The 17,471-nt window shown below is 34.4% G+C and carries 20 protein-coding genes; 14 read left to right on the top strand and 6 right to left on the bottom strand.

The window, feature by feature from the left end; all coding sequences use genetic code 11:
• Positions 1-56: 56 nt before the first annotated feature.
• On the bottom strand, positions 57-923 hold the full coding sequence (locus JFT89_RS02280) for a LysR family transcriptional regulator (RefSeq protein ID WP_002063480.1): 867 nt from the start codon (positions 921-923) through the stop codon (positions 57-59).
• 127 nt (positions 924-1,050) lie between these two features.
• Between JFT89_RS02280 and JFT89_RS02275 the strand changes: the two genes are divergently transcribed.
• Both JFT89_RS02275 and JFT89_RS02270 read left to right on the top strand, forming a co-directional pair.
• Positions 1,051-2,019, top strand: a complete 969-nt coding sequence (locus JFT89_RS02275) for a DMT family transporter (protein ID WP_002167140.1) — start codon at positions 1,051-1,053, stop codon at positions 2,017-2,019.
• Positions 2,020-2,040: 21 nt separating this feature from the next.
• Positions 2,041-2,181: a YrzO family protein gene (locus tag JFT89_RS02270; protein WP_002063481.1), complete on the top strand. Its 141-nt coding sequence runs from the start codon at positions 2,041-2,043 to the stop codon at positions 2,179-2,181.
• 69 nt (positions 2,182-2,250) lie between these two features.
• Here JFT89_RS02270 and JFT89_RS02265 read toward each other — a convergent pair whose 3' ends face one another.
• Positions 2,251-2,346, bottom strand: a complete 96-nt coding sequence (locus tag JFT89_RS02265; protein ID WP_002124767.1) for a DUF3948 family protein — start codon at positions 2,344-2,346, stop codon at positions 2,251-2,253.
• Positions 2,347-2,682: 336 nt separating this feature from the next.
• On the opposite strand from JFT89_RS02265, the gene JFT89_RS02260 reads away from it, so the two are divergent.
• A complete protein-coding gene (locus JFT89_RS02260) occupies positions 2,683-3,288 on the top strand; it encodes a lysophospholipid acyltransferase family protein (RefSeq protein ID WP_002063482.1) in 606 nt (201 codons plus the stop codon).
• 70 nt (positions 3,289-3,358) lie between these two features.
• On the opposite strand, the gene JFT89_RS02255 is transcribed toward JFT89_RS02260, so the two are convergent.
• Positions 3,359-3,451 carry a DUF3948 family protein gene (locus JFT89_RS02255; protein ID WP_012260201.1) on the bottom strand — a complete coding sequence of 31 codons (93 nt, stop codon included), beginning with the start codon at positions 3,449-3,451 and terminating at the stop codon, positions 3,359-3,361.
• A gap of 305 nt (positions 3,452-3,756) precedes the next feature.
• On the opposite strand from JFT89_RS02255, the gene JFT89_RS02250 reads away from it, so the two are divergent.
• The 5 genes from JFT89_RS02250 to JFT89_RS02230 all read left to right on the top strand — a co-directional run bounded on the left by JFT89_RS02250 (position 3,757) and on the right by JFT89_RS02230 (position 8,301).
• On the top strand, positions 3,757-4,734 hold the full coding sequence (locus JFT89_RS02250) for a LacI family DNA-binding transcriptional regulator (protein ID WP_002009913.1): 978 nt from the start codon (positions 3,757-3,759) through the stop codon (positions 4,732-4,734).
• Between the two features lie 160 nt (positions 4,735-4,894).
• Complete coding sequence (locus JFT89_RS02245; RefSeq protein ID WP_002139893.1) at positions 4,895-5,224, top strand: PH domain-containing protein; 330 nt, start codon at positions 4,895-4,897, stop codon at positions 5,222-5,224.
• 117 nt (positions 5,225-5,341) lie between these two features.
• Positions 5,342-6,178 (top strand): YitT family protein, encoded by an 837-nt coding sequence (locus JFT89_RS02240; protein ID WP_002009911.1) that lies wholly within the window; start codon positions 5,342-5,344, stop codon positions 6,176-6,178.
• A 249-nt stretch (positions 6,179-6,427) separates the two neighbouring features.
• Positions 6,428-6,784, top strand: coding sequence for a YxeA family protein (locus tag JFT89_RS02235; RefSeq protein ID WP_002009906.1), 357 nt, complete (start codon positions 6,428-6,430; stop codon positions 6,782-6,784).
• Positions 6,785-7,530: 746 nt separating this feature from the next.
• Positions 7,531-8,301, top strand: a complete 771-nt coding sequence (locus JFT89_RS02230) for a TatD family hydrolase (protein WP_016095116.1) — start codon at positions 7,531-7,533, stop codon at positions 8,299-8,301.
• 31 nt (positions 8,302-8,332) lie between these two features.
• Here the strand turns inward: JFT89_RS02230 and JFT89_RS02225 are convergent, their stop codons facing one another.
• Positions 8,333-9,982 (bottom strand): DUF2334 domain-containing protein, encoded by a 1,650-nt coding sequence (locus JFT89_RS02225; protein ID WP_002063485.1) that lies wholly within the window; start codon positions 9,980-9,982, stop codon positions 8,333-8,335.
• A 248-nt stretch (positions 9,983-10,230) separates the two neighbouring features.
• On the opposite strand from JFT89_RS02225, the gene JFT89_RS02220 reads away from it, so the two are divergent.
• On the top strand, positions 10,231-10,764 hold the full coding sequence (locus tag JFT89_RS02220) for a transglycosylase SLT domain-containing protein (protein WP_002063486.1): 534 nt from the start codon (positions 10,231-10,233) through the stop codon (positions 10,762-10,764).
• 11 nt (positions 10,765-10,775) lie between these two features.
• On the opposite strand, the gene JFT89_RS02215 is transcribed toward JFT89_RS02220, so the two are convergent.
• Together JFT89_RS02215 and JFT89_RS02210 are read right to left on the bottom strand one after the other, a co-directional pair.
• Positions 10,776-11,570, bottom strand: coding sequence for a DUF4931 domain-containing protein (locus JFT89_RS02215; protein ID WP_002063487.1), 795 nt, complete (start codon positions 11,568-11,570; stop codon positions 10,776-10,778).
• Positions 11,571-11,703: 133 nt separating this feature from the next.
• Positions 11,704-11,832, bottom strand: a complete 129-nt coding sequence (locus JFT89_RS02210) for a hypothetical protein (protein WP_002029408.1) — start codon at positions 11,830-11,832, stop codon at positions 11,704-11,706.
• A gap of 420 nt (positions 11,833-12,252) precedes the next feature.
• On the opposite strand from JFT89_RS02210, the gene JFT89_RS30575 reads away from it, so the two are divergent.
• From JFT89_RS30575 to JFT89_RS02190, 5 genes are all read left to right on the top strand, one after another.
• The gene (locus JFT89_RS30575; protein WP_000650295.1) at positions 12,253-12,387 is read left to right on the top strand and encodes an RAxF-45 family protein; all 135 of its coding nucleotides are present in this window, start codon (positions 12,253-12,255) and stop codon (positions 12,385-12,387) included.
• Between the two features lie 124 nt (positions 12,388-12,511).
• Positions 12,512-14,398, top strand: coding sequence for a ribosomal protection-like ABC-F family protein (abc-f, locus tag JFT89_RS02205; RefSeq protein WP_201039409.1), 1,887 nt, complete (start codon positions 12,512-12,514; stop codon positions 14,396-14,398).
• A gap of 153 nt (positions 14,399-14,551) precedes the next feature.
• Positions 14,552-15,745 (top strand): sensor histidine kinase, encoded by a 1,194-nt coding sequence (locus JFT89_RS02200; protein ID WP_002063494.1) that lies wholly within the window; start codon positions 14,552-14,554, stop codon positions 15,743-15,745.
• Entirely contained in the window at positions 15,742-16,398 is a 657-nt protein-coding gene (locus JFT89_RS02195) for a response regulator (RefSeq protein ID WP_033706325.1), read from the top strand. Before JFT89_RS02200 ends, JFT89_RS02195 begins: the two co-directional genes overlap by 4 nt.
• Positions 16,399-16,536: 138 nt before the next feature.
• Entirely contained in the window at positions 16,537-17,469 is a 933-nt protein-coding gene (locus tag JFT89_RS02190) for an ABC transporter ATP-binding protein (protein ID WP_000960163.1), read from the top strand.
• Positions 17,470-17,471 lie beyond the last annotated feature (2 nt).

Genomic DNA, 17,471 nt, shown 5'->3' with positions numbered 1-17,471 from the left:
CTTACGGGAGGATTACACTTTTGTAAGAAAAAAAGACATTCATGTAAGAATGTCCTTCAAAGCATATTGATATGATGGTGCTCTTTAATTGTTTTTAAAAAGCTGCGCATCGAATTGGTCATGTAACTATCTTTACGGCGTATGAAAACAGTTGAAATACTGCCGTATTTCTCCGGAATTGGATGGCAGTGGACTTTACCTGCTGTAGAAAGGTGCTGCACCGCAGACTGGGGGACGAGTGTAATCCCAAGACCGAGCGCTACGCTATTTAATATAGTTTCTAATATGTTAAATTCCATAATTCTTTTTGGTAGCAAACCTTCATCTTTAAGCCATCGTTCAAGCTTGGAACGGTATCCACATCCTTGATTAAAAACGAGTAGGGGCGTCGTAGTAAATTCTTCTATATGAAAAGCTTTATTTTGTGTAACAAGCATTAATTTCTCAGTACTAACATCGTATTGTTCAATTAGTGGATGTTTAATAGGACCTGATATAAAGGCGCCATCTAATTGATGATCAAGTACTTCTCTAATAAGTTCTTCCGTTAGACCAGCTTGTAATGATAAATCGACATTTGGATAGCTTTTATAGTAAGAAGACAAGATGGTAGGTAATGTACTGACTGTTTCGACTGTACCAATTTTTAATATGCCAGATGGTGTTTCACTATCTAAAAACACTTGTTTTAGCTCTTCAACATCTTGCAAAATTTTATGAACATAAACGAGCATTTTTCTTCCTTCAGCTGTTAAAGTCATGCCTCGCTTATGACGGTAAAAGAGAGGTGTTTTCAGCTCGTTTTCTAATTGTTTAATACGTGCGGTTACATTTGATTGTACGTAATTTAATTCCTTTGCTGCGCCGCTTACACTACCGCGGTCGGCAACGCTTTGGAAGATTTGTAAGTCTCGTAATTCCATTTTATGCTCCCCCTTGATGTTAACTATCATTATAAATGATAGTTAACATCATTTTGAATCATTTTACGTGATATATTTTTTCTTTTACAATTCTCCTTGTGCAAATAGAAAGAAGCGGGGGATTGTGGTGAGAAAAGGTCAAATGATAATAGGTGCTTTAGCGTGTTTAATTGCAAGTATGTCATGGGGAGCGATGTTTCCGGTTGCTGATCATGCGCTAGAATACATAGATCCGTTTTATTTTTCGTTTATTCGTTATGGGGCGGTAGCAATTGTACTGATTGTATTATTGCTAATGAAAGAAGGAAAGAAAGCATTTCGCTTAGAAGGAAGAGGAAAGTTACTCGTCTTTTTTGGAACAATGGCGTTTACTGTATATAATGTATTAATTTTTCTAGGACAAATGTTAATGGGAAAATCAGGTGTGATGGTAGCTTCTATTATGGAGGCGCTTATGCCGATGATTTCAATTTGTATTTTATGGGGATATAAAAATATAAAGCCGAAGAAGTATATGATAACGAGCATGATTATCGCATTTGTAGGAGCTGTATTTGTTATTACGAAAGGTGATATGAGTTTCTTTTTAACATTGAAAGATAACATGTTTTCGCTAGCATTTATATTTGTTGGTGTTGTAGGATGGGTAATTTATACGATGGGTGGTCAAACGTGTAGCGATTGGTCAACATTACGCTATTCTACTTTGACGTGTGTATTGGGTACAACTGTCACAGGGATTATAACTGTAGTCATTACAGTGCTTGGATATGTGTCTGTTCCAAGTATGGAAACGATTTCTATTGTGAAGTATGATTTGTTATTTATGATGACATTACCAGGTATCGTAGCACTACTTGCTTGGAACTACGGTGTGAAAATCTTATCATCCATTAATGGTATTTTATTTATTAACTTTGTGCCAATTACTACGTTAGTTATTATGATGATACAAGGGTATAAAATAACGACATTTGATATTGTAGGAACATTATTTGTTATTGCAGCGCTTATTCGTAATAATGTTTGTCAGAGAAAAGAAGAAAATATAAATAAACAAATTTTGCAAGAAAAGCAATTGCGTCAAGCTGTTTAATAGGCAACTGGAGGATTTTATATGTTAGAAAGTTTATTGTTTTTCTTTGCTGCTGGAGTTGCCTGCGAGCTTGCAGCAATTAATCGAAACGGTCGTAAAAATATAAAACAACAAGCTGAACTGATACAGCTTTTAAAAGACTTGAAGGAAAGAAAAAATTAAAAAGACGACCGGGCATAGACGGTCGTCTTTTCTATTATTATTTATATAAAGGGGAAAGGGGACACAAAGTTATATAAGCGTAGCAGCGTAAATGAAAGCAGTAAGAAGAATCGAGCCGCTAGCTAGTCCTAAAAAATCTAATTTATTAAAAGTCATGTTATTCATTATAAATTCTCCTTACTTGTTTAATGTAGAAGCAACAGCTTTTGCATCGATAAGAGCGGAAAATACTATGCACATTGTATTTAAGAAATTGTTCGTTTTCATTTTGTTCATCATATAGATCCGCTCCTTTTCAAATGGTTGTTGTTACTTTCTGACTTAATTGTATAAGATAGTGGAGGGAGCCACTATCGAATTAGCTTACAAGAAAATTACACTTTTGTAAGAATTGAAATTTAACAATAAATACTTATTTTTATTACCAACTCCTAAAACTTAGTGTTATAATCGTTGTAAGAAAATGATTATACTTCGGATATTCAGAAAGGAACGAAACAAATGTATAAACCAATTACATTTTCGTTGAAATATATATTTAAAATGGCTGGGAAGGTAGAAGTACAAGGGAGAGAGAAATTACCGGAAGATGGCCCTTACGTTGTTGCGTGTACACATACAAGTTTTATGGATGTTTTAATGCTAGCGGCAGGAATGTACCCAACCCAAATTCATTACATGGCAAAAAAAGAATTGTTTGAAGGGAAATTTAAAAATTGGTTTTTTAAAAATGTAAATGCATTCCCTGTAGACCGTGCGAATCCAGGGCCAAGCACATTAAAAATTCCATCACGTTTATTAAAAGAAGGAAAAGTAGTAGGGATTTTCCCGAGTGGGACGAGGTCATCAGAAGACGTTTCACTAAAAGCTGGGGCTGTTACGATTGCAATGCGTTCTAACGTTCCGTTAATACCGGCAGCTTATGTTGGTCCATCAAGTATAAAAGAATTGATAAAAGGAAAAAAAGCGCGATTAGTTTTTGGAGACCCAATTCAAATCGATGCTGAAGAACAAATAGATCGAAAAACGGCTATGAAGATGATGACAGATGAATTAAATGCAAAGTTTGAAGAACTAAAGGAAGTTTTGCAGCCGAATCAAAGCTAAAAAAGACGACCGGGTATAGATGGTCGTCTTTTTTATTATTATTTATATAAAGGGGAAAGGGGACACAAAGTTATAGTGTAGCAGCGTAAATGAAAGCAGTAAGAAGAACCGTGCCGCTAGCTAGTCCTAAAAAATCTAATTTATTAAAAGTGATGTTGTTCATAATGCATTCTCCTTACTTGTTTAATGTAGAAGCAACAGCTTTTGCATCGATAAGAGCGGAAAATACCAAGCTCATTGTATTTAAGAAATTGTTCGTTTTCATTTTGTTCATCATATAGATCCGCTCCTTTTCAAATGGTTGTTGCCCTGTTTCTGACTTAATTATATGAAATGTTGCGGAGAGTCACTATCGAATTAGCTTACAGGAAAATTACACTTTTGTAAGAAAAACGAATGAAAGTGTCATGATGAGAAGATTTGACATATGTTCATGTGATTCATTAAGTTAAAAGTAGAGGTGAGTGTATGGCTAATATTAAAGATATTGCAAAGATGGCTGGGGTTTCAGTTACGACTGTTTCGAGGGTATTAAATGATCATCCATATGTAAGTGAAGAAAAAAGGAAAGTTGTTTTAGAAATAGTTGAGAAATTGAATTACTCGCAAAATGCAAATGCTGTTCATTTATCAAAAGGGAAGACGAATATTGTTGGCGTGATTTTACCTTATATTAATCATCCGTCTTTTGATGCGATGGTGGGTGGAATGATGGAAGTTGCGTTAGCTCATAATTACAGGGTGCTTCTTTGTCAAACGAACTACAATAAAAAAGAAGAAATGAAAAGTTTACATATGTTGAAAACAAAGCAACTAGACGGTCTTATCATTTGTTCTCGTGCCAATGAGTGGGAAACTATAGAGCCTTATGCAGCGTATGGGGCGGTTATTGCTTGTGAGGATAATGATATTGAAAGCATATCGAGTGTATATACAGATCATTTTAATGCCTTTCAATTAGGGATGAGTTACCTTATTGAAAAAGGTTATAAGAAGATTGGATATTGTACGGGAAGAAAGTTAGGGCCAAGTAGTAAGAAACGTTTTGATGCTTATAAACAACAGCTACAATTAATAGATGAAGAAGTGATGGAAGATCGGATTTTCACAGAATGCTTTACGTTAGAAGATGGTGTAAGAGTTGCACATCAATTCAAGGAGATGGAGAATCCTCCTGAAGCATTAATAGTGGCAGGAGATGAAGTTGCTATTGGGATCATGACAGAAGTTGAAAAATTAGGTATTGAAGTTCCTGAGGATTTAGCGATTATTGGTTTTGATAATCAACCGATTTCTCAAGTTTTACAACTGACAACCATTGACCAAAATTTAAAGGGAATAGGTAAGACGGCTTTTGAAATGTTTTATAGGCAAGTAAGTGATGAAAGTTCTAAACAAGAAAAGATGGAAATTCCGTATAAACTTGTGGAACGCTCGACGGTTTAGTATTTATCCGTTATGTGTATAATCACATAACGGATTATTTTTTGAAATGTCTTTGACAGGAAACGCGTTTCATACTTTATAAAAGAGTTACACCGGTCTGTAATAATCCATGGATTCTTTTCAAGTGTTAAAACAATGAATAGAATTTGGAGGGATATGCATGAATGAACTTTTATTAAGTATGAAAAAATATGTAGAGGATGACGAAAAGATTTTAGCGTTTGTCGTAGGGATATTTGAAAAGGATGACTTTACTTTATGTTATCAACATGGGATTTTTGTTGCCACTACTAGACGTCTTCTGTTTTACGGGAAATTTCCGTGCTATCCTGCGATATTTGAAGAGTATTCATATTTGCATATAGATGACATAGATTTCCGTCCATATTTCGAATGTACTTGTAATCGTGAAACCATTAGAGCTAAGTATATTCAGAGTGGGAATGTGGAGCGCTTTGTCCGTACAGTTAGAGCGAATATGAATAATTAATCACCCCTTTGTTTAAACATAATATCTTGGTCTTTGTGAGGGAAAATGCGGAATAAAAACAACTTCTAAACCTCTAGGAGATAGTGATACAATGTCAAATGGGGGGAGGTATGAACTATGGTTAATCAACGTATAAAGGAAATAACACTAATTACAATTGGTTCATTATTATTCGCAATTGGTATTAATTACTTTGCAATTCCAAACCGTTTATCAGAGGGTGGAATTATTGGTTTAACGGTTGTTACGTACTATTTATTTGATTGGTCACCAGGAATTGTGAATTTTGGTTTGAATGCAATTTTATTAGCTGTAGGTTATAAATTTTTTGATAAGAAAACGATGGTTTACACAATTATAGGTATTGTGGAAACATCTTTGTTTTTATATGTTACAGAACATATCGAATATCAAGTAAATAGTGATACGTTACTAGCAGCTTTATTTGCTGGTGTATTTGTAGGTATCGGATTAGGCTGTATGTTCAAAGCTGGAGGTACATCAGGAGGATCGGCAATTTTAGCTCGACTAGCAAATCAATATTTAGGTTGGAGCGTTGGTAAAGGCGTACTTATTATTGATATCGTTGTAATTGCGGGTTCTGTATTTATAATAGGACAAGAAAAGGCAATGTATACACTTGTAGCCGTATTTGTCGGAGCGAAAGTAATTGATTTCATCGTGGAAGGTATGGATACAAAAACAGCTGTTACGATTATTTCAAATCAACCAGACTTAATTCGAGAGACTATTACGAAAAACATGACACGCGGTGTCACTGTATTAGAAGGACGCGGCGGATATACTGGTAAAAATAAAGAAGTTTTATATATCGTTATTAATAAACAAGAGCTTGTTAAGTTAAAGCAAGTTATTAGTAGAGTTGATGAAGATGCCTTCGTTGTCATTCACGATGTGCGTGATGTACTTGGCGGTGGCTTTAAAGCAAGCTAAAAGGTGAACGAGAAAATTCGTTCATCTTTTTTTATCCCGCATTAACGGGCAGTAGAACTCCCACCTCAAAATTCAGCTGGAGCAAAGAAGTTAGGTGGGAGATCAACTGCCCGTAAACCCCCACTGATTAAAGTTTCACTTTATTCTTACAAAAATGTAAGGGTAATGTAATGGGATTGAATGGTAGATTAAATTCCTGCTCTTTAGAATGGATGTATAAGTATCCTGCAGAGGAGGAAGATCAGTATTATGAAGAAAAAAATAATTACTACTGTAATAGCTATGGTAGTGATAGTAGTAGTATTACTACCTACGAAACTTGGACCAGTTATTGATAAATATAATCCGCTTTATACGACGAAAGAATACTATACAATTGTGGATGCGATTGGTCAGCATGTCGGTGATGAATGGTATGAATATGAATTTATTGCATTTGATGAACGTGGAAGAGAACAAAAAATAAAGAAGACTGTTAAGCATATGTTAAAGAGAGATGAAGCATTAAAGGTGTACGCAAAAGGACGCTACGGCGAGGCAATTGAAGAAATTGAAGCTGGAAATATTCCTATTAATGCGAAGAGTAAACTTTTAACGATGAGATAGCGAATTATACCCCCGCCTATTTTTTGTCGAAAATAAAAATACTAGGTAGGGGTATTTTAGGTTCGTGAAAAAGCCTTAGTCCATATGGACTAAGGCTTTTCTTATTATATAAAGGGGAAGGGGGTACATTGTAGTAGCATAAGTGAAAGGTATAAGAAGAGTCGGCTACTAGCAATGTAATTTGGTTATGTGAGTGTTCTTCTTATTTGGCTTACTTTCTAACTTTATTGTACGAAATATAGGTAAGGGAAACTATCGAATTACATTACACATAGCTTACAAACATGTAAGTCTTCTGTAATGTAATTCGATGGTTAAAATATAGTAAATTTCATATAGTGTAACTAGAAAGTCTTACTGTATCACTTTCTGTTTGTAATGTTAATGAAGAATGAAAAACCAACTAATTTTTAATAGCCCTCATCTCTATTTAGATGAGGCTCTTTTTTCAAACCTTACAACATTGTAAGGTTTACGTAAGTTAATTCGATAGTAATTTTGTCATATTTTTTGCATAATAGATACAAATAGATAAAAAATAATTAGGGATATATTAAGAAGGGAGAAAACTGGGATGCGTAAAGAAGAAGTAGTGAAGTTTCCAATTAAAGATTTCTGTAGCTACTTTACTGTTGCCGTAGTATGTATTGGATTATTTGATATAATAACAAATTTAATTGTTAACTAATATAGATCATAAAACAAGAAGGAAGACCCTTTCTTGTTTTTTTTATGGGGGCATAAAGATGAAATTGATTGATAGTCATATACATGTTGATCAATATAAGAATGAAGAGAAAAGTAGATTATTTATAGATGTGGAAAACAGTAAAGAGATACAAGGGCTTATTGCGGTATCTATGAATTATCAATCATGTCTAGAAACTTTATCTTTAGCAAAGCGATATCCTTTTGTACATCCAGCAATAGGTTTTCATCCGGAACAGCCGATTCATAAAGAGGAATGTGAGCAAATTTATAAATTAATTGAAGATCATGTAGATGAAATTGTTGCGATTGGTGAAGTGGGACTCCCATATTATTTAAGGAAAGAAGATGAAAATATTGCTATTGATCCATACATAGCGGTGTTAAAAAAGTTTGTGGAACTAGCTAGTAAATACGATTTACCAATTATATTGCATGCGGTTTATGAAGATACTGACACTGTATGTGATTTACTTGAAGAATATAAAGTTTCGCGTGCACACTTTCATTGGTTTAAAGGAAGTGAAGAGACAATGAAACGGATGATGAGGAACGGTTATTATATTTCTATCACACCGGATGTTTTACATAAGGAGAAAATTAGAAAAATCGTTTCGTATTATCCGCTTGAATATATGATGGTAGAAACAGATGGGCCGTGGGAATTTCAGAAGGATACGATGACACATCCTTATATGATAAAAGATGTATTACAAGAAATTAGTATAATAAAAAAAATATCAGTAGAGAAAGTTACTGAGCAAATATATGCGAATACGGTGCGATTTTATAAAGTTAGTGAGTCATAAAAAAACACCAAGCATCTCGCTTGGTGTTTTTTTATGACTCTAATTTTTTCGCACGTCTTAATAATAAAAGAAAGACAATTATAATGAACCCAATTATAAGGAAGAACCCATATTGTTTTATATAATCAATTATGTCATTCGCACTTGTTGGTTTTTCAACGTGAATGCCGTCTTTATTAGTAGTAATATGAATATCTTTCATTTTTACTTCATTCGTTTCTTTTTGTAAATCAATCCACTCTATGTTTGGAATACTTTCTAGTTCTTTTAATACTTCTTTTAATGGTTCAACGCCCAAGTAAGGATGATAAAATGCACTGATAATTCCATCAGATAGTTTAGTGATAGATAAAGCACGTTCTTTCATTTTTGCTATAGCTTGTGGCTTACCTTCTTCAATAAAGCCAACAGTTTCAGGAATTAATTTCATCCCATGTAAAAATGACGGTGTACTTATATAAGCCGGTGAGTGCATTGATTTCCAAGTTGTATCGTTTAGTTGTATTTGTCCTACATAAGTTGAAAAATATTGTGATAGTATTTCATATCCTTTTTGAGACATTGTATAGTGCGGAGCTTCAAAGGCAACTGGATATAATTTAGCTTCTACAAGCTCTGTAATCCCTTTTTCAATATGATCTTTAATATATTTTTCTTCGAAGGATTTTCCGTTTTCTACGTATTTATTATAGTCTTCTGTAGAATGAAAATCTTCTTTTGTCTTTGGTTTTTCATGGTTCGGTTGGCGAATTGGTTGATCTGTTTTTACATCCCAAAATTCAAAACCTTCGCCAGTTTCACTATCATAAAACTGATGTGTGTAACCATGCATAACGATAGAGCCACCATTATCTTGCATAAAGTGTAAAACATCGATTAATTCAGAGTTATCCTTTAAATGTACTGTTTTTCCTGTGTCTGGATCTTTGTAAACAGGGATAACCGTAATCATATAAGGGAGCTTTTTCTCTTTTAGTAATTCAGCGATTTCTTTTAATTGCTTTACATCTACAGCTGGATGAACGTCTTCAAGGCGTAAATAAGCTGAAGTTTTATTTGTTTCAGGTTTTTGTCCGAAATAAGAAAATAACATTTCACCGACGTAATGAGACATCCAATCGAAAAGGTTTGGAGTTGCAACATAATAGGATGTTCCTTGCTGAATGATTAACGGATGAGTTCCATCAGCACTCAAGGCGTAAGCAAGAGTTGTTCCTTTTGTTTCAATTTTCTTCATTAAGCGTTCTTCATGTAATTCATTTTTTAACTGGTTAGTCGGATATTCTATAGTGTGAATTCGTATATCGGTTTCTTTCGAGGTAATGAAAGAAAAACGATTAGATAATTGTTCAACATTTTGTCCTAAAACTAATACGGGACCTGAGAAGTTTTCTAGAAATTGTTTTGCTGCAATAGAAAAATCTTCTTTTTTCTCTCCGATATAAACAATATGTGTATAAGAAGATGATTCAGTACTTTCCTTTACTTCCTTTAAGCTTTTTACTGTTATATTTTTTGTAAAGTGCCCTAACTGAGTATTAAGGATTTGTACATTGTTTGTAATTTTGTTGTCTTCTGTACTATACAAAACGAGTACTTTTGATTTTGATGATGTTTGTGCAGAGGTATGTATAGGAATGAGTAGTAAAATGCTGAAAAAGATTAGTAGAGTTTTTTTCATTTATTTATGCTCCTATTCTATATATAGAATTCAATTTACAATTATATACAAAAAATAAGTTATAGTCCATGTAAGTTACATTTTTGCACGTATTTACCATATGTTTTTTCGCAAAATCGGTCTAAAGCATGATGATAATATGTATAGTAATTTGCTATGATTGAAAGGTAAGAGAATGATAGAGTGTTGGTAATTGTAAAAGGAAGGCTGAAAGGGGACAAATTTCAGCGGAGAAAGAGGTAGAGGTAGTGAAGAAATTCTTTGTAGGATTTTTAGTTGTTCTTGGAGTGTATTTATATTTCCAAGGAAAGTCTGAAGGAATGGGTAAGCTAATGAATGAAACAAGCTATGTTGATTCAGAAGAAGCAAAACAGATGAAACAAATCATTATAGAGGAAGCAAAGAACGTAAACCTTCCGGAATGGATACCTCTTACAATTGCCGAACATGAAAGTAGGTTAAATCCAAGAAGTGTTGGAGATAACGGAACTTCATTCGGATTGTTTCAATTACACCGCGGTGGTGGGCTTGCGCCAGATCATTTAACTGATGAAGAGCTGAAAGATCCACGTACAAATGCGCAAATTGCAATGCCGCATTTAATGAAAGGTTATAAGCGCGGGGTGCAAAAAGGTTTGACTGATTTTGCATTACTGAAATATATAGCGAATACATCTGGATGGCCAGGGAATTTAGGACCAGAGTGGACGGATAACAATATGAAGTATAACATCGGATTAGAGGATGTATACTATCGAAATAAAGGTGTAATCAAAGAGTAGGTTTTCTATACCTACTCTGTTTTTTTATGAATAATTTCATCCTTTTCTTTCGTGAAATACTGCGCTAGTTGTATTTTTACATCTTCTAGTTTTGTAGAAACTTGCGGTATTTTATATCCTACATACAACGGTGAAACGACAAACCTAGGAACAACTTTACAAATGATTTTCCTGTTTAAGTGATAGAAGAATAAGTTATAACTACTACATCCTTTATGGAAATCTGTCAGTATGTAACGTACAGTTTGCTGAATATAATTGGCCATTTCATCTATAAATGCAATATCTTCAATGATGATATTAAATTCAGTAAAGCCGATAATAGGACGCTCTGAAATATTGAGTTCAATGCGTTCATTTTTTTGAACAATTACCCCTTGGAAATTTGCTTCCTCAATATTTTCAAGATAGTCTACATGTTTCATTCCGATAATTTGCATATGTGCATGATGCAAACTTCCGCCTGAAAATGGACCATGATTTTTGTATAAAATCACAGAAGTGAATTCTTCATTTTCCTGTAAGTTTAACCAATGGAGAATAGAGAAGCGAATTAGTTTTCTCATATGTTCTTCTGTATATGTTGCGATATGGTCTTCGCAATTATCTGTTTCGATTAGCACGGTTTGAAAGGTATCCTTTAATGTAGGAAATTTATTTTTTAACCAAATAATAGAGCCCTCAGTTGCTAAAATATCCGTTAAATTTTCTCTGTCACAAAAAGGACATGCAGCGCTTCTGTTCCGAATGCTTTCTGGTTTTTGTTTACCGATATCGTTTAAAAAATATAGTTGTTGTGTATCCATTTGTATATGCCCCTTTAAAATATATGTAAAAATCCCGCTTAATACATTCGGGAAAAGGAGAAGGAAATCCTTTAAAGGGAATAGGGAAAAATAAAAGACAAGATATCCTCATTGTAATAGGGTACCTTGTCTTTTATTTTTTCTTTAATAGTGTGTATGGATAATATAGAGCATTTTCATTTTGTTTCTTTTTTCTATTTTTTATTGTGTATAAGGCAATTGCTGTACTTGCGATTACAATAATGGCTTTCTTCATATTCATATACCCCTTTTTATTGTTGGTTTAATTCATGGCTAACTGCTTTCGCATCAACTAAAGCATGTAAGATCATTTTTACCATGTTCATCATAGTTCTTTCCTCCCTTTTATAGTTCGTTTAGTTCTTTTACAACTGCTTGTCCGTTCACTAATACCTCAAAGATTGCTTTTACGATTTCTTTCATCATGATTGTTTCCTCCTTGTTTTTGTCTCTCTTGTTTACATCTTTATTGTATAGGGAGGCATCTTTTCGTACTATCGCTTTCCATTACGTGAACATAACAGTTTTGTAAGATTTGATGTCACTTATTGAAATGTTTAGTCTATCTTCATTATTTTCAGAAAAATGACTATTCAAACATAAATCGGGGAAGTATAATAAAGAAGTAAGTATTAAATTCCGTACGAAAGGAGTGAATGAGATGAAATGTTCTTTAGCTACGCGCGCAAAATTTTTAGATTATATCTATATTTGTCGTGCGATTTTTCATGATGCAGTTGTTAACGGGATACGTATGCCCTTTTTTAACAATTGCATAGTAGCTATTGAACGATAGAAGTCTCTTCACCCATTTTTGATAAACGTGTGAAAAGGGAGCTATTTGGCTTCCTTTTTCTATGACAAAAACCATGGGGAATGTTTCTTTCCCATGGTTTTTTATATTGAAAGGAGTACGGAAAATGACAATTTGTAGTGTAAATAATGTAAAGAAATCTTTTGGTGGAAACATCATATTTGAAAATATATCGCTTGAAATAAAGAATGGAGAACGTATTGGATTAGTTGGTCGTAACGGTAGTGGGAAGACAACTATCTTTCAGCTTCTAACAGGAATGGAGAGTTTGGATGCAGGAGCCATTCATATGAAGAAAGGTACATGCATCGGTCATGTAGCACAAATTCCAAAATTTAATAATGAAATGAATGTATATGATGTATTAAGCTCCGCTTTTAAAAAGGAAAAAGAGTTGGAGATAGAAATGCATGCCTTAGAAAAAAATATGGCGGAAGAACAGGAATCATCTGCTTTACAAAAATTGATGGAGAGATACGGAGTAATTCAAGAAAGGTACGCGTTTCTCGGTGGTTATGAAATAGAAGCGAATATTATGAAGGTAGCAAATGGTCTACAGGTGACGGAACTATTTCCAAGATCATTTATGGAGTTAAGTGGTGGAGAACAAACAAAAGTAAGCCTTGCGTATATGCTATTGCAGAAACCAGATCTACTTTTGTTAGATGAACCAACAAATCATTTGGACTTATTTGCAGTCGAGTGGTTAGAGCAATTTCTAAAAGAATATACAGGAACAGTTATGGTCATTTCGCATGATCGCTATTTCCTTGATGAAGTTGTAACGAAAATTTTTGATTTAGAAGATGGAGAAATTCACGTATATCATACGAACTATTCACAGTTTGTTGAGGAAAAGGAAGAAAGGCTGCTTCAAGAATTTCAAGCGTATCAAGAACAGCAAAAGAAAATAAAGAAAATGAAAGAAGCAATTAAGCGTCTACGTGAATGGGCAAATCAAGCGAATCCGCCGAATGAAGGATTGCATAAGAGAGCCAGAAATATGGAACGTGCATTAGAGCGCATAGAGAAACTAAAGAGACCCATTTTGGATAGAAAACAGATGGGACTTCAGTTTGAAGGGCAAGAGAGAAGCGGGAAAGATGTTGTTGTAATGAAAGAAGTGAGTAAAGGATTTGATGAACGATCTTTATTCGAGAAAGTAAATTTGCATATTCGTTTTCAAGAGCGCGCAGCTATCGTTGGACGTAATGGTACAGGAAAGACTACGTTATTAAAACTATTACTAAAAGAAATGCAGCAAGATGCTGGAGAAATTCGGATTGGTAGTAGTGTGAAAATCGGTTATTTATCGCAACATGCGTACGGGAATATGAAGAACAATGTATTGGAAGCTTTCAGAGATTGCGTGGCTGTAACAGAGGGAGAAGCAAGACATATATTAGCTCGTTTCTTATTTTATGGTCCAGCTGTTTTTAAGAAAGTAACGCAACTTAGCGGTGGAGAAAAAATGAGGTTAAGGCTCGCGCAACTTATGTATCAAGATGTTAACTTTCTTATTTTAGATGAACCGACGAATCATCTTGATATTGAATCAAGGGAAGTTTTAGAGGAGGCCCTTGAACAATATAATGGGACGATTTTAGCTGTTTCACATGATCGTTATTTCTTAAATAAATTGTTTGAAAAGACATATTGGATTGATGAGCACAAATTATTTGAGTTTGCAGGGAACTATGCATGGGCTCGTCAAAAGTGGGAAGAAAGAATTGAGAAACAAGTAGTAAAACAGAAGCAGCAACAGCAAGGGAATAAAGCGTTAGAAGTAATGTCTATAAAAAAGAAGAAGTCTAGGGATTTAGAGGCAGTTGAAAACGAGTTAATGCATATAGAAGAAGATATATATGCACTCGAATGTAAAATGGAAAATGTAGTTGATGTTGAAATGCTTGAACAATTATATGAAGAAAAAACGAAAAAAGAGTTTTTACGAGCGGAGTTATATAATGAGTTAGAGAATATTGTGGAGTAAAGAAAATAGAATGAAAAAGAGCAAGTTGTTTTCTCATATTTTTGGGGAGGGCTTGCTCTTTTTAGTATAATGAAAGTAGAAAAATTGGTATAATTTTCTTGTTGCTGTGATAAGAGAATGAACTTTAGGTCACTAAAACGTGGGGAGAATTTTATGTTAGGATATGCGCGGATTGCTACAATCATCATGATTTGCTTAGTTTACGCAAATCATGTTTCACGTGAAACAGAAAATTTACAAATTTTTGTCGGTATTGCACTTTTTATTTATATTGTGAATCATATTTTGCTTGTAAAAGCAAAAGGGAGTAGGAAACTTGTTTTTTATACCTTGCTCACAAACGGTATTGTCACAGCGTTATTAGGGTTTTTATTTCCCGAGACATGTTTGTATTTAATTATATTTGGAATTGATGCGGTAGGATTATTTATTCATGATTGGCGTAAAAGGATGACTTATTTTTTTATCGCTTTTTTCTTTCTTTGTTGGTTTATAAATATACTACATACGTATCAACATACAGAGAGTCTGGAATTGGAGAGTAATGCAATTAACTTTATGTTTATCATTTTCAGTGCTTTAGCTGGAAACTTAATAAAAAAACTTACAGCTGCTCGGCAAATGGTAGATGAGCAATATGGGGAATTAGCATTATCTCATACAGCTTTAAAAGAAGCACATGAGCAATTACGTCTATATGCAAAAGAGGTAGAAGAATTGACAGCTGTTCGGGAGCGAAATGATATTGCCCGAGAAATTCATGATACTGTTGGTCATAATATGACGGCATTACTTGTTCAGTTACAACTGGCGGAGGTTTTATGGAAACAAAAATCGGACGCTACAGAAGAGGTTTTACATACATGCCATGGGTTAGCTAGAAAATCACTTCAAGAAGTGAGAGCTTCTGTGCATGCCTTAAAAGAGGAAAGTAAACTAGGGAACATAATAGAGAATATGCGTGAAATGTTACATGGATATTCTAAAGTGACGAAAGTACAAGTATCTTTTCAATTACAAGGAGATCCGGTTTTGATTCCGTTGTCACTACAGCCTACGTTGCTTCGTATTATGCAAGAGTCTTTAACGAATGCAAAACGTCACGGAAAAGCTAGTTTATGTGAAGTAAGTTTAGTTTGTTCAGTGGAACAAGTTAAGTTATGTATTTTGGATAATGGTATGGGAGTCAATGAAGTAAGCCCTGGATTTGGCTTACTTAATATGAAAGAACGTGTAGAGGAGCATGGTGGAATCATTCAATTTGAAAGTGAAATAGAAAAAGGTTTTCGCCTAAAAATCGAATTTCCACTCCGAGAAAAAACATGGGTAATAGGGGGAGCGTTATGATTCGAATTATGATTGTTGATGATCAATCACTGATTCGTGATGGATTGGCAATGATATTAAATTTACGTCCGGAACTGGAAGTGGTAGGGACGGCTAGTGATGGGGATGAAGTCGTACAAAAGGTGAAACAATTACAGCCTGAAATTATTTTGATGGATATTCGGATGCCTCGTATGAATGGTGTTGAAGGAACTCGTTTAGTTAGAGAAAAGTTTCCTTATATAAAGGTTCTTATGTTAACAACTTTTAGTGATAGTGAGCTTATTTTTGAGGCATTAGAGCAAGGAGCGAGTGGTTATTTATTGAAGGATATGGAGACAGATGCAATCGCGCAAGCAATTTTAACGGTGCATAGTGGCGGGGTTGTGCTTCCTCAGGATATAACAGCGCAAATTATAGAGGAATTAAAAAAGACGAAAGTGGCAGTAGAGTGTAACCCACCAGAACAACTAAAACAATTAACTGAGCGAGAAGTAGATGTTTTAAGAGCAATTGGACTGGGGTTAAATAATAAAGAGATTGCCGAAAAGCTATTTATTACAGAGGGAACTGTTAAGAATCACGTTTCTAATTTAATTAGTAAGCTAGAACTGAGAGATCGAACGCAAGCAGCGATATACGCAGTAAGGTATGGCGTTACGACATACACATGACTTTTGGCATATATAAGTGTGAAAAAGCAGCAGAATTTGCTGCTTTTTTATTTTGTATTTCTATCTTAAGGGTGATGGAGAGAAGAAGAAATTTTTCTACAATGAAAGTGTAGATGAATACAAAGGGGCTGAATCAATATGTTAGTCATAGATCATATTACGAAATCATTTGGCAAGAAGGAAATCGTAAAGAATGTTTCTTTTGAAGTGAAAAAAGGTGAAACATTTGGATTGCTTGGACCAAACGGAGCTGGGAAATCAACGACGATATCAATGATTTGCGGGTTAATTCCATACGATAGTGGTGATATAAAAGTTGGTGGGAAATCTGTAAAAGAGTATCCATTAGAAGCGAAAAAGAAAATCGGTATTGTCCCGCAAGACATTGCGCTGTATCCGACACTTTCAGCGAAGGAAAATTTGATTTTTTGGGGAAAGATGTACGGTTTAAATGGGAAAGTTGCAAAAGAGCGAGCAGAGGAAGTGTTAGCTTACGTCGGTTTACAGGATCGGGGAAAAGATAAAATTGAAACATTTTCAGGTGGAATGAAAAGGCGTATTAATATTGGTGCAGCACTTATGCACGAACCAGAGTTATTAATTATGGATGAACCGACAGTCGGGATTGATCCGCAATCGAGAAATCATATTTTAGAGACTGTTAAAAAGTTAAATGAAAAAGGTATGACGGTCATTTATACGAGTCATTACATGGAAGAAGTTGAGTATTTATGTGAGCGAATTGCCATCGTTGATCATGGAAAGGTAATTGCACTAGGAACGAAAAGAGAGCTATGTAATCGTCTAACAGATGGGTTTATGGTGAAATTGCAATTAAATCGCTACAGTACGGAACTGCTACAAAAGTTGAAGGCACTACCTGTTGTTGAGCGGATTATTTTTGACGAAGATAGTAGCACGATTGATATTGGACTAAATGGTGGCGAGGCAATTGGCATAGTTGTTTCAGAAGTTGTTGAAAACAAAGCTCAAATTTTAAAACTGGAAGTAAAAGAACCGAATTTAGAGGCACTTTTTTTACAATTAACAGGACGTTCACTTCGTGATTAAGG

Origin of the sequence: Bacillus sp. TH25, assembly GCF_016650935.1 — a bacterium.
In the GTDB taxonomy this organism is placed as follows: Bacteria; Bacillota; Bacilli; order Bacillales; family Bacillaceae_G; genus Bacillus_A; species Bacillus_A mycoides.
This window is presented reverse-complemented; position numbering and strand designations above follow the sequence as displayed.

Coding starts and splice junctions, on each gene's coding strand:
- JFT89_RS02230 (WP_016095116.1), top strand. CDS start 7,531: ATGAAATTGATTGATAGTCATATACATGTTGATCAATATAAGAATGAA.
- JFT89_RS02195 (WP_033706325.1), top strand. CDS start 15,742: ATGATTCGAATTATGATTGTTGATGATCAATCACTGATTCGTGATGGA.
- abc-f (WP_201039409.1), top strand. CDS start 12,512: ATGACAATTTGTAGTGTAAATAATGTAAAGAAATCTTTTGGTGGAAAC.
- JFT89_RS02200 (WP_002063494.1), top strand. CDS start 14,552: ATGTTAGGATATGCGCGGATTGCTACAATCATCATGATTTGCTTAGTT.
- JFT89_RS02215 (WP_002063487.1), bottom strand. CDS start 11,570: ATGGATACACAACAACTATATTTTTTAAACGATATCGGTAAACAAAAA.
- JFT89_RS02260 (WP_002063482.1), top strand. CDS start 2,683: ATGTATAAACCAATTACATTTTCGTTGAAATATATATTTAAAATGGCT.
- JFT89_RS02255 (WP_012260201.1), bottom strand. CDS start 3,451: ATGAACAACATCACTTTTAATAAATTAGATTTTTTAGGACTAGCTAGC.
- JFT89_RS02280 (WP_002063480.1), bottom strand. CDS start 923: ATGGAATTACGAGACTTACAAATCTTCCAAAGCGTTGCCGACCGCGGT.
- JFT89_RS30575 (WP_000650295.1), top strand. CDS start 12,253: ATGAAATGTTCTTTAGCTACGCGCGCAAAATTTTTAGATTATATCTAT.
- JFT89_RS02235 (WP_002009906.1), top strand. CDS start 6,428: ATGAAGAAAAAAATAATTACTACTGTAATAGCTATGGTAGTGATAGTA.
- JFT89_RS02270 (WP_002063481.1), top strand. CDS start 2,041: ATGTTAGAAAGTTTATTGTTTTTCTTTGCTGCTGGAGTTGCCTGCGAG.
- JFT89_RS02210 (WP_002029408.1), bottom strand. CDS start 11,832: ATGAATATGAAGAAAGCCATTATTGTAATCGCAAGTACAGCAATTGCC.
- JFT89_RS02190 (WP_000960163.1), top strand. CDS start 16,537: ATGTTAGTCATAGATCATATTACGAAATCATTTGGCAAGAAGGAAATC.
- JFT89_RS02265 (WP_002124767.1), bottom strand. CDS start 2,346: ATGAATAACATGACTTTTAATAAATTAGATTTTTTAGGACTAGCTAGC.
- JFT89_RS02225 (WP_002063485.1), bottom strand. CDS start 9,982: ATGAAAAAAACTCTACTAATCTTTTTCAGCATTTTACTACTCATTCCT.
- JFT89_RS02245 (WP_002139893.1), top strand. CDS start 4,895: ATGAATGAACTTTTATTAAGTATGAAAAAATATGTAGAGGATGACGAA.
- JFT89_RS02240 (WP_002009911.1), top strand. CDS start 5,342: ATGGTTAATCAACGTATAAAGGAAATAACACTAATTACAATTGGTTCA.
- JFT89_RS02250 (WP_002009913.1), top strand. CDS start 3,757: ATGGCTAATATTAAAGATATTGCAAAGATGGCTGGGGTTTCAGTTACG.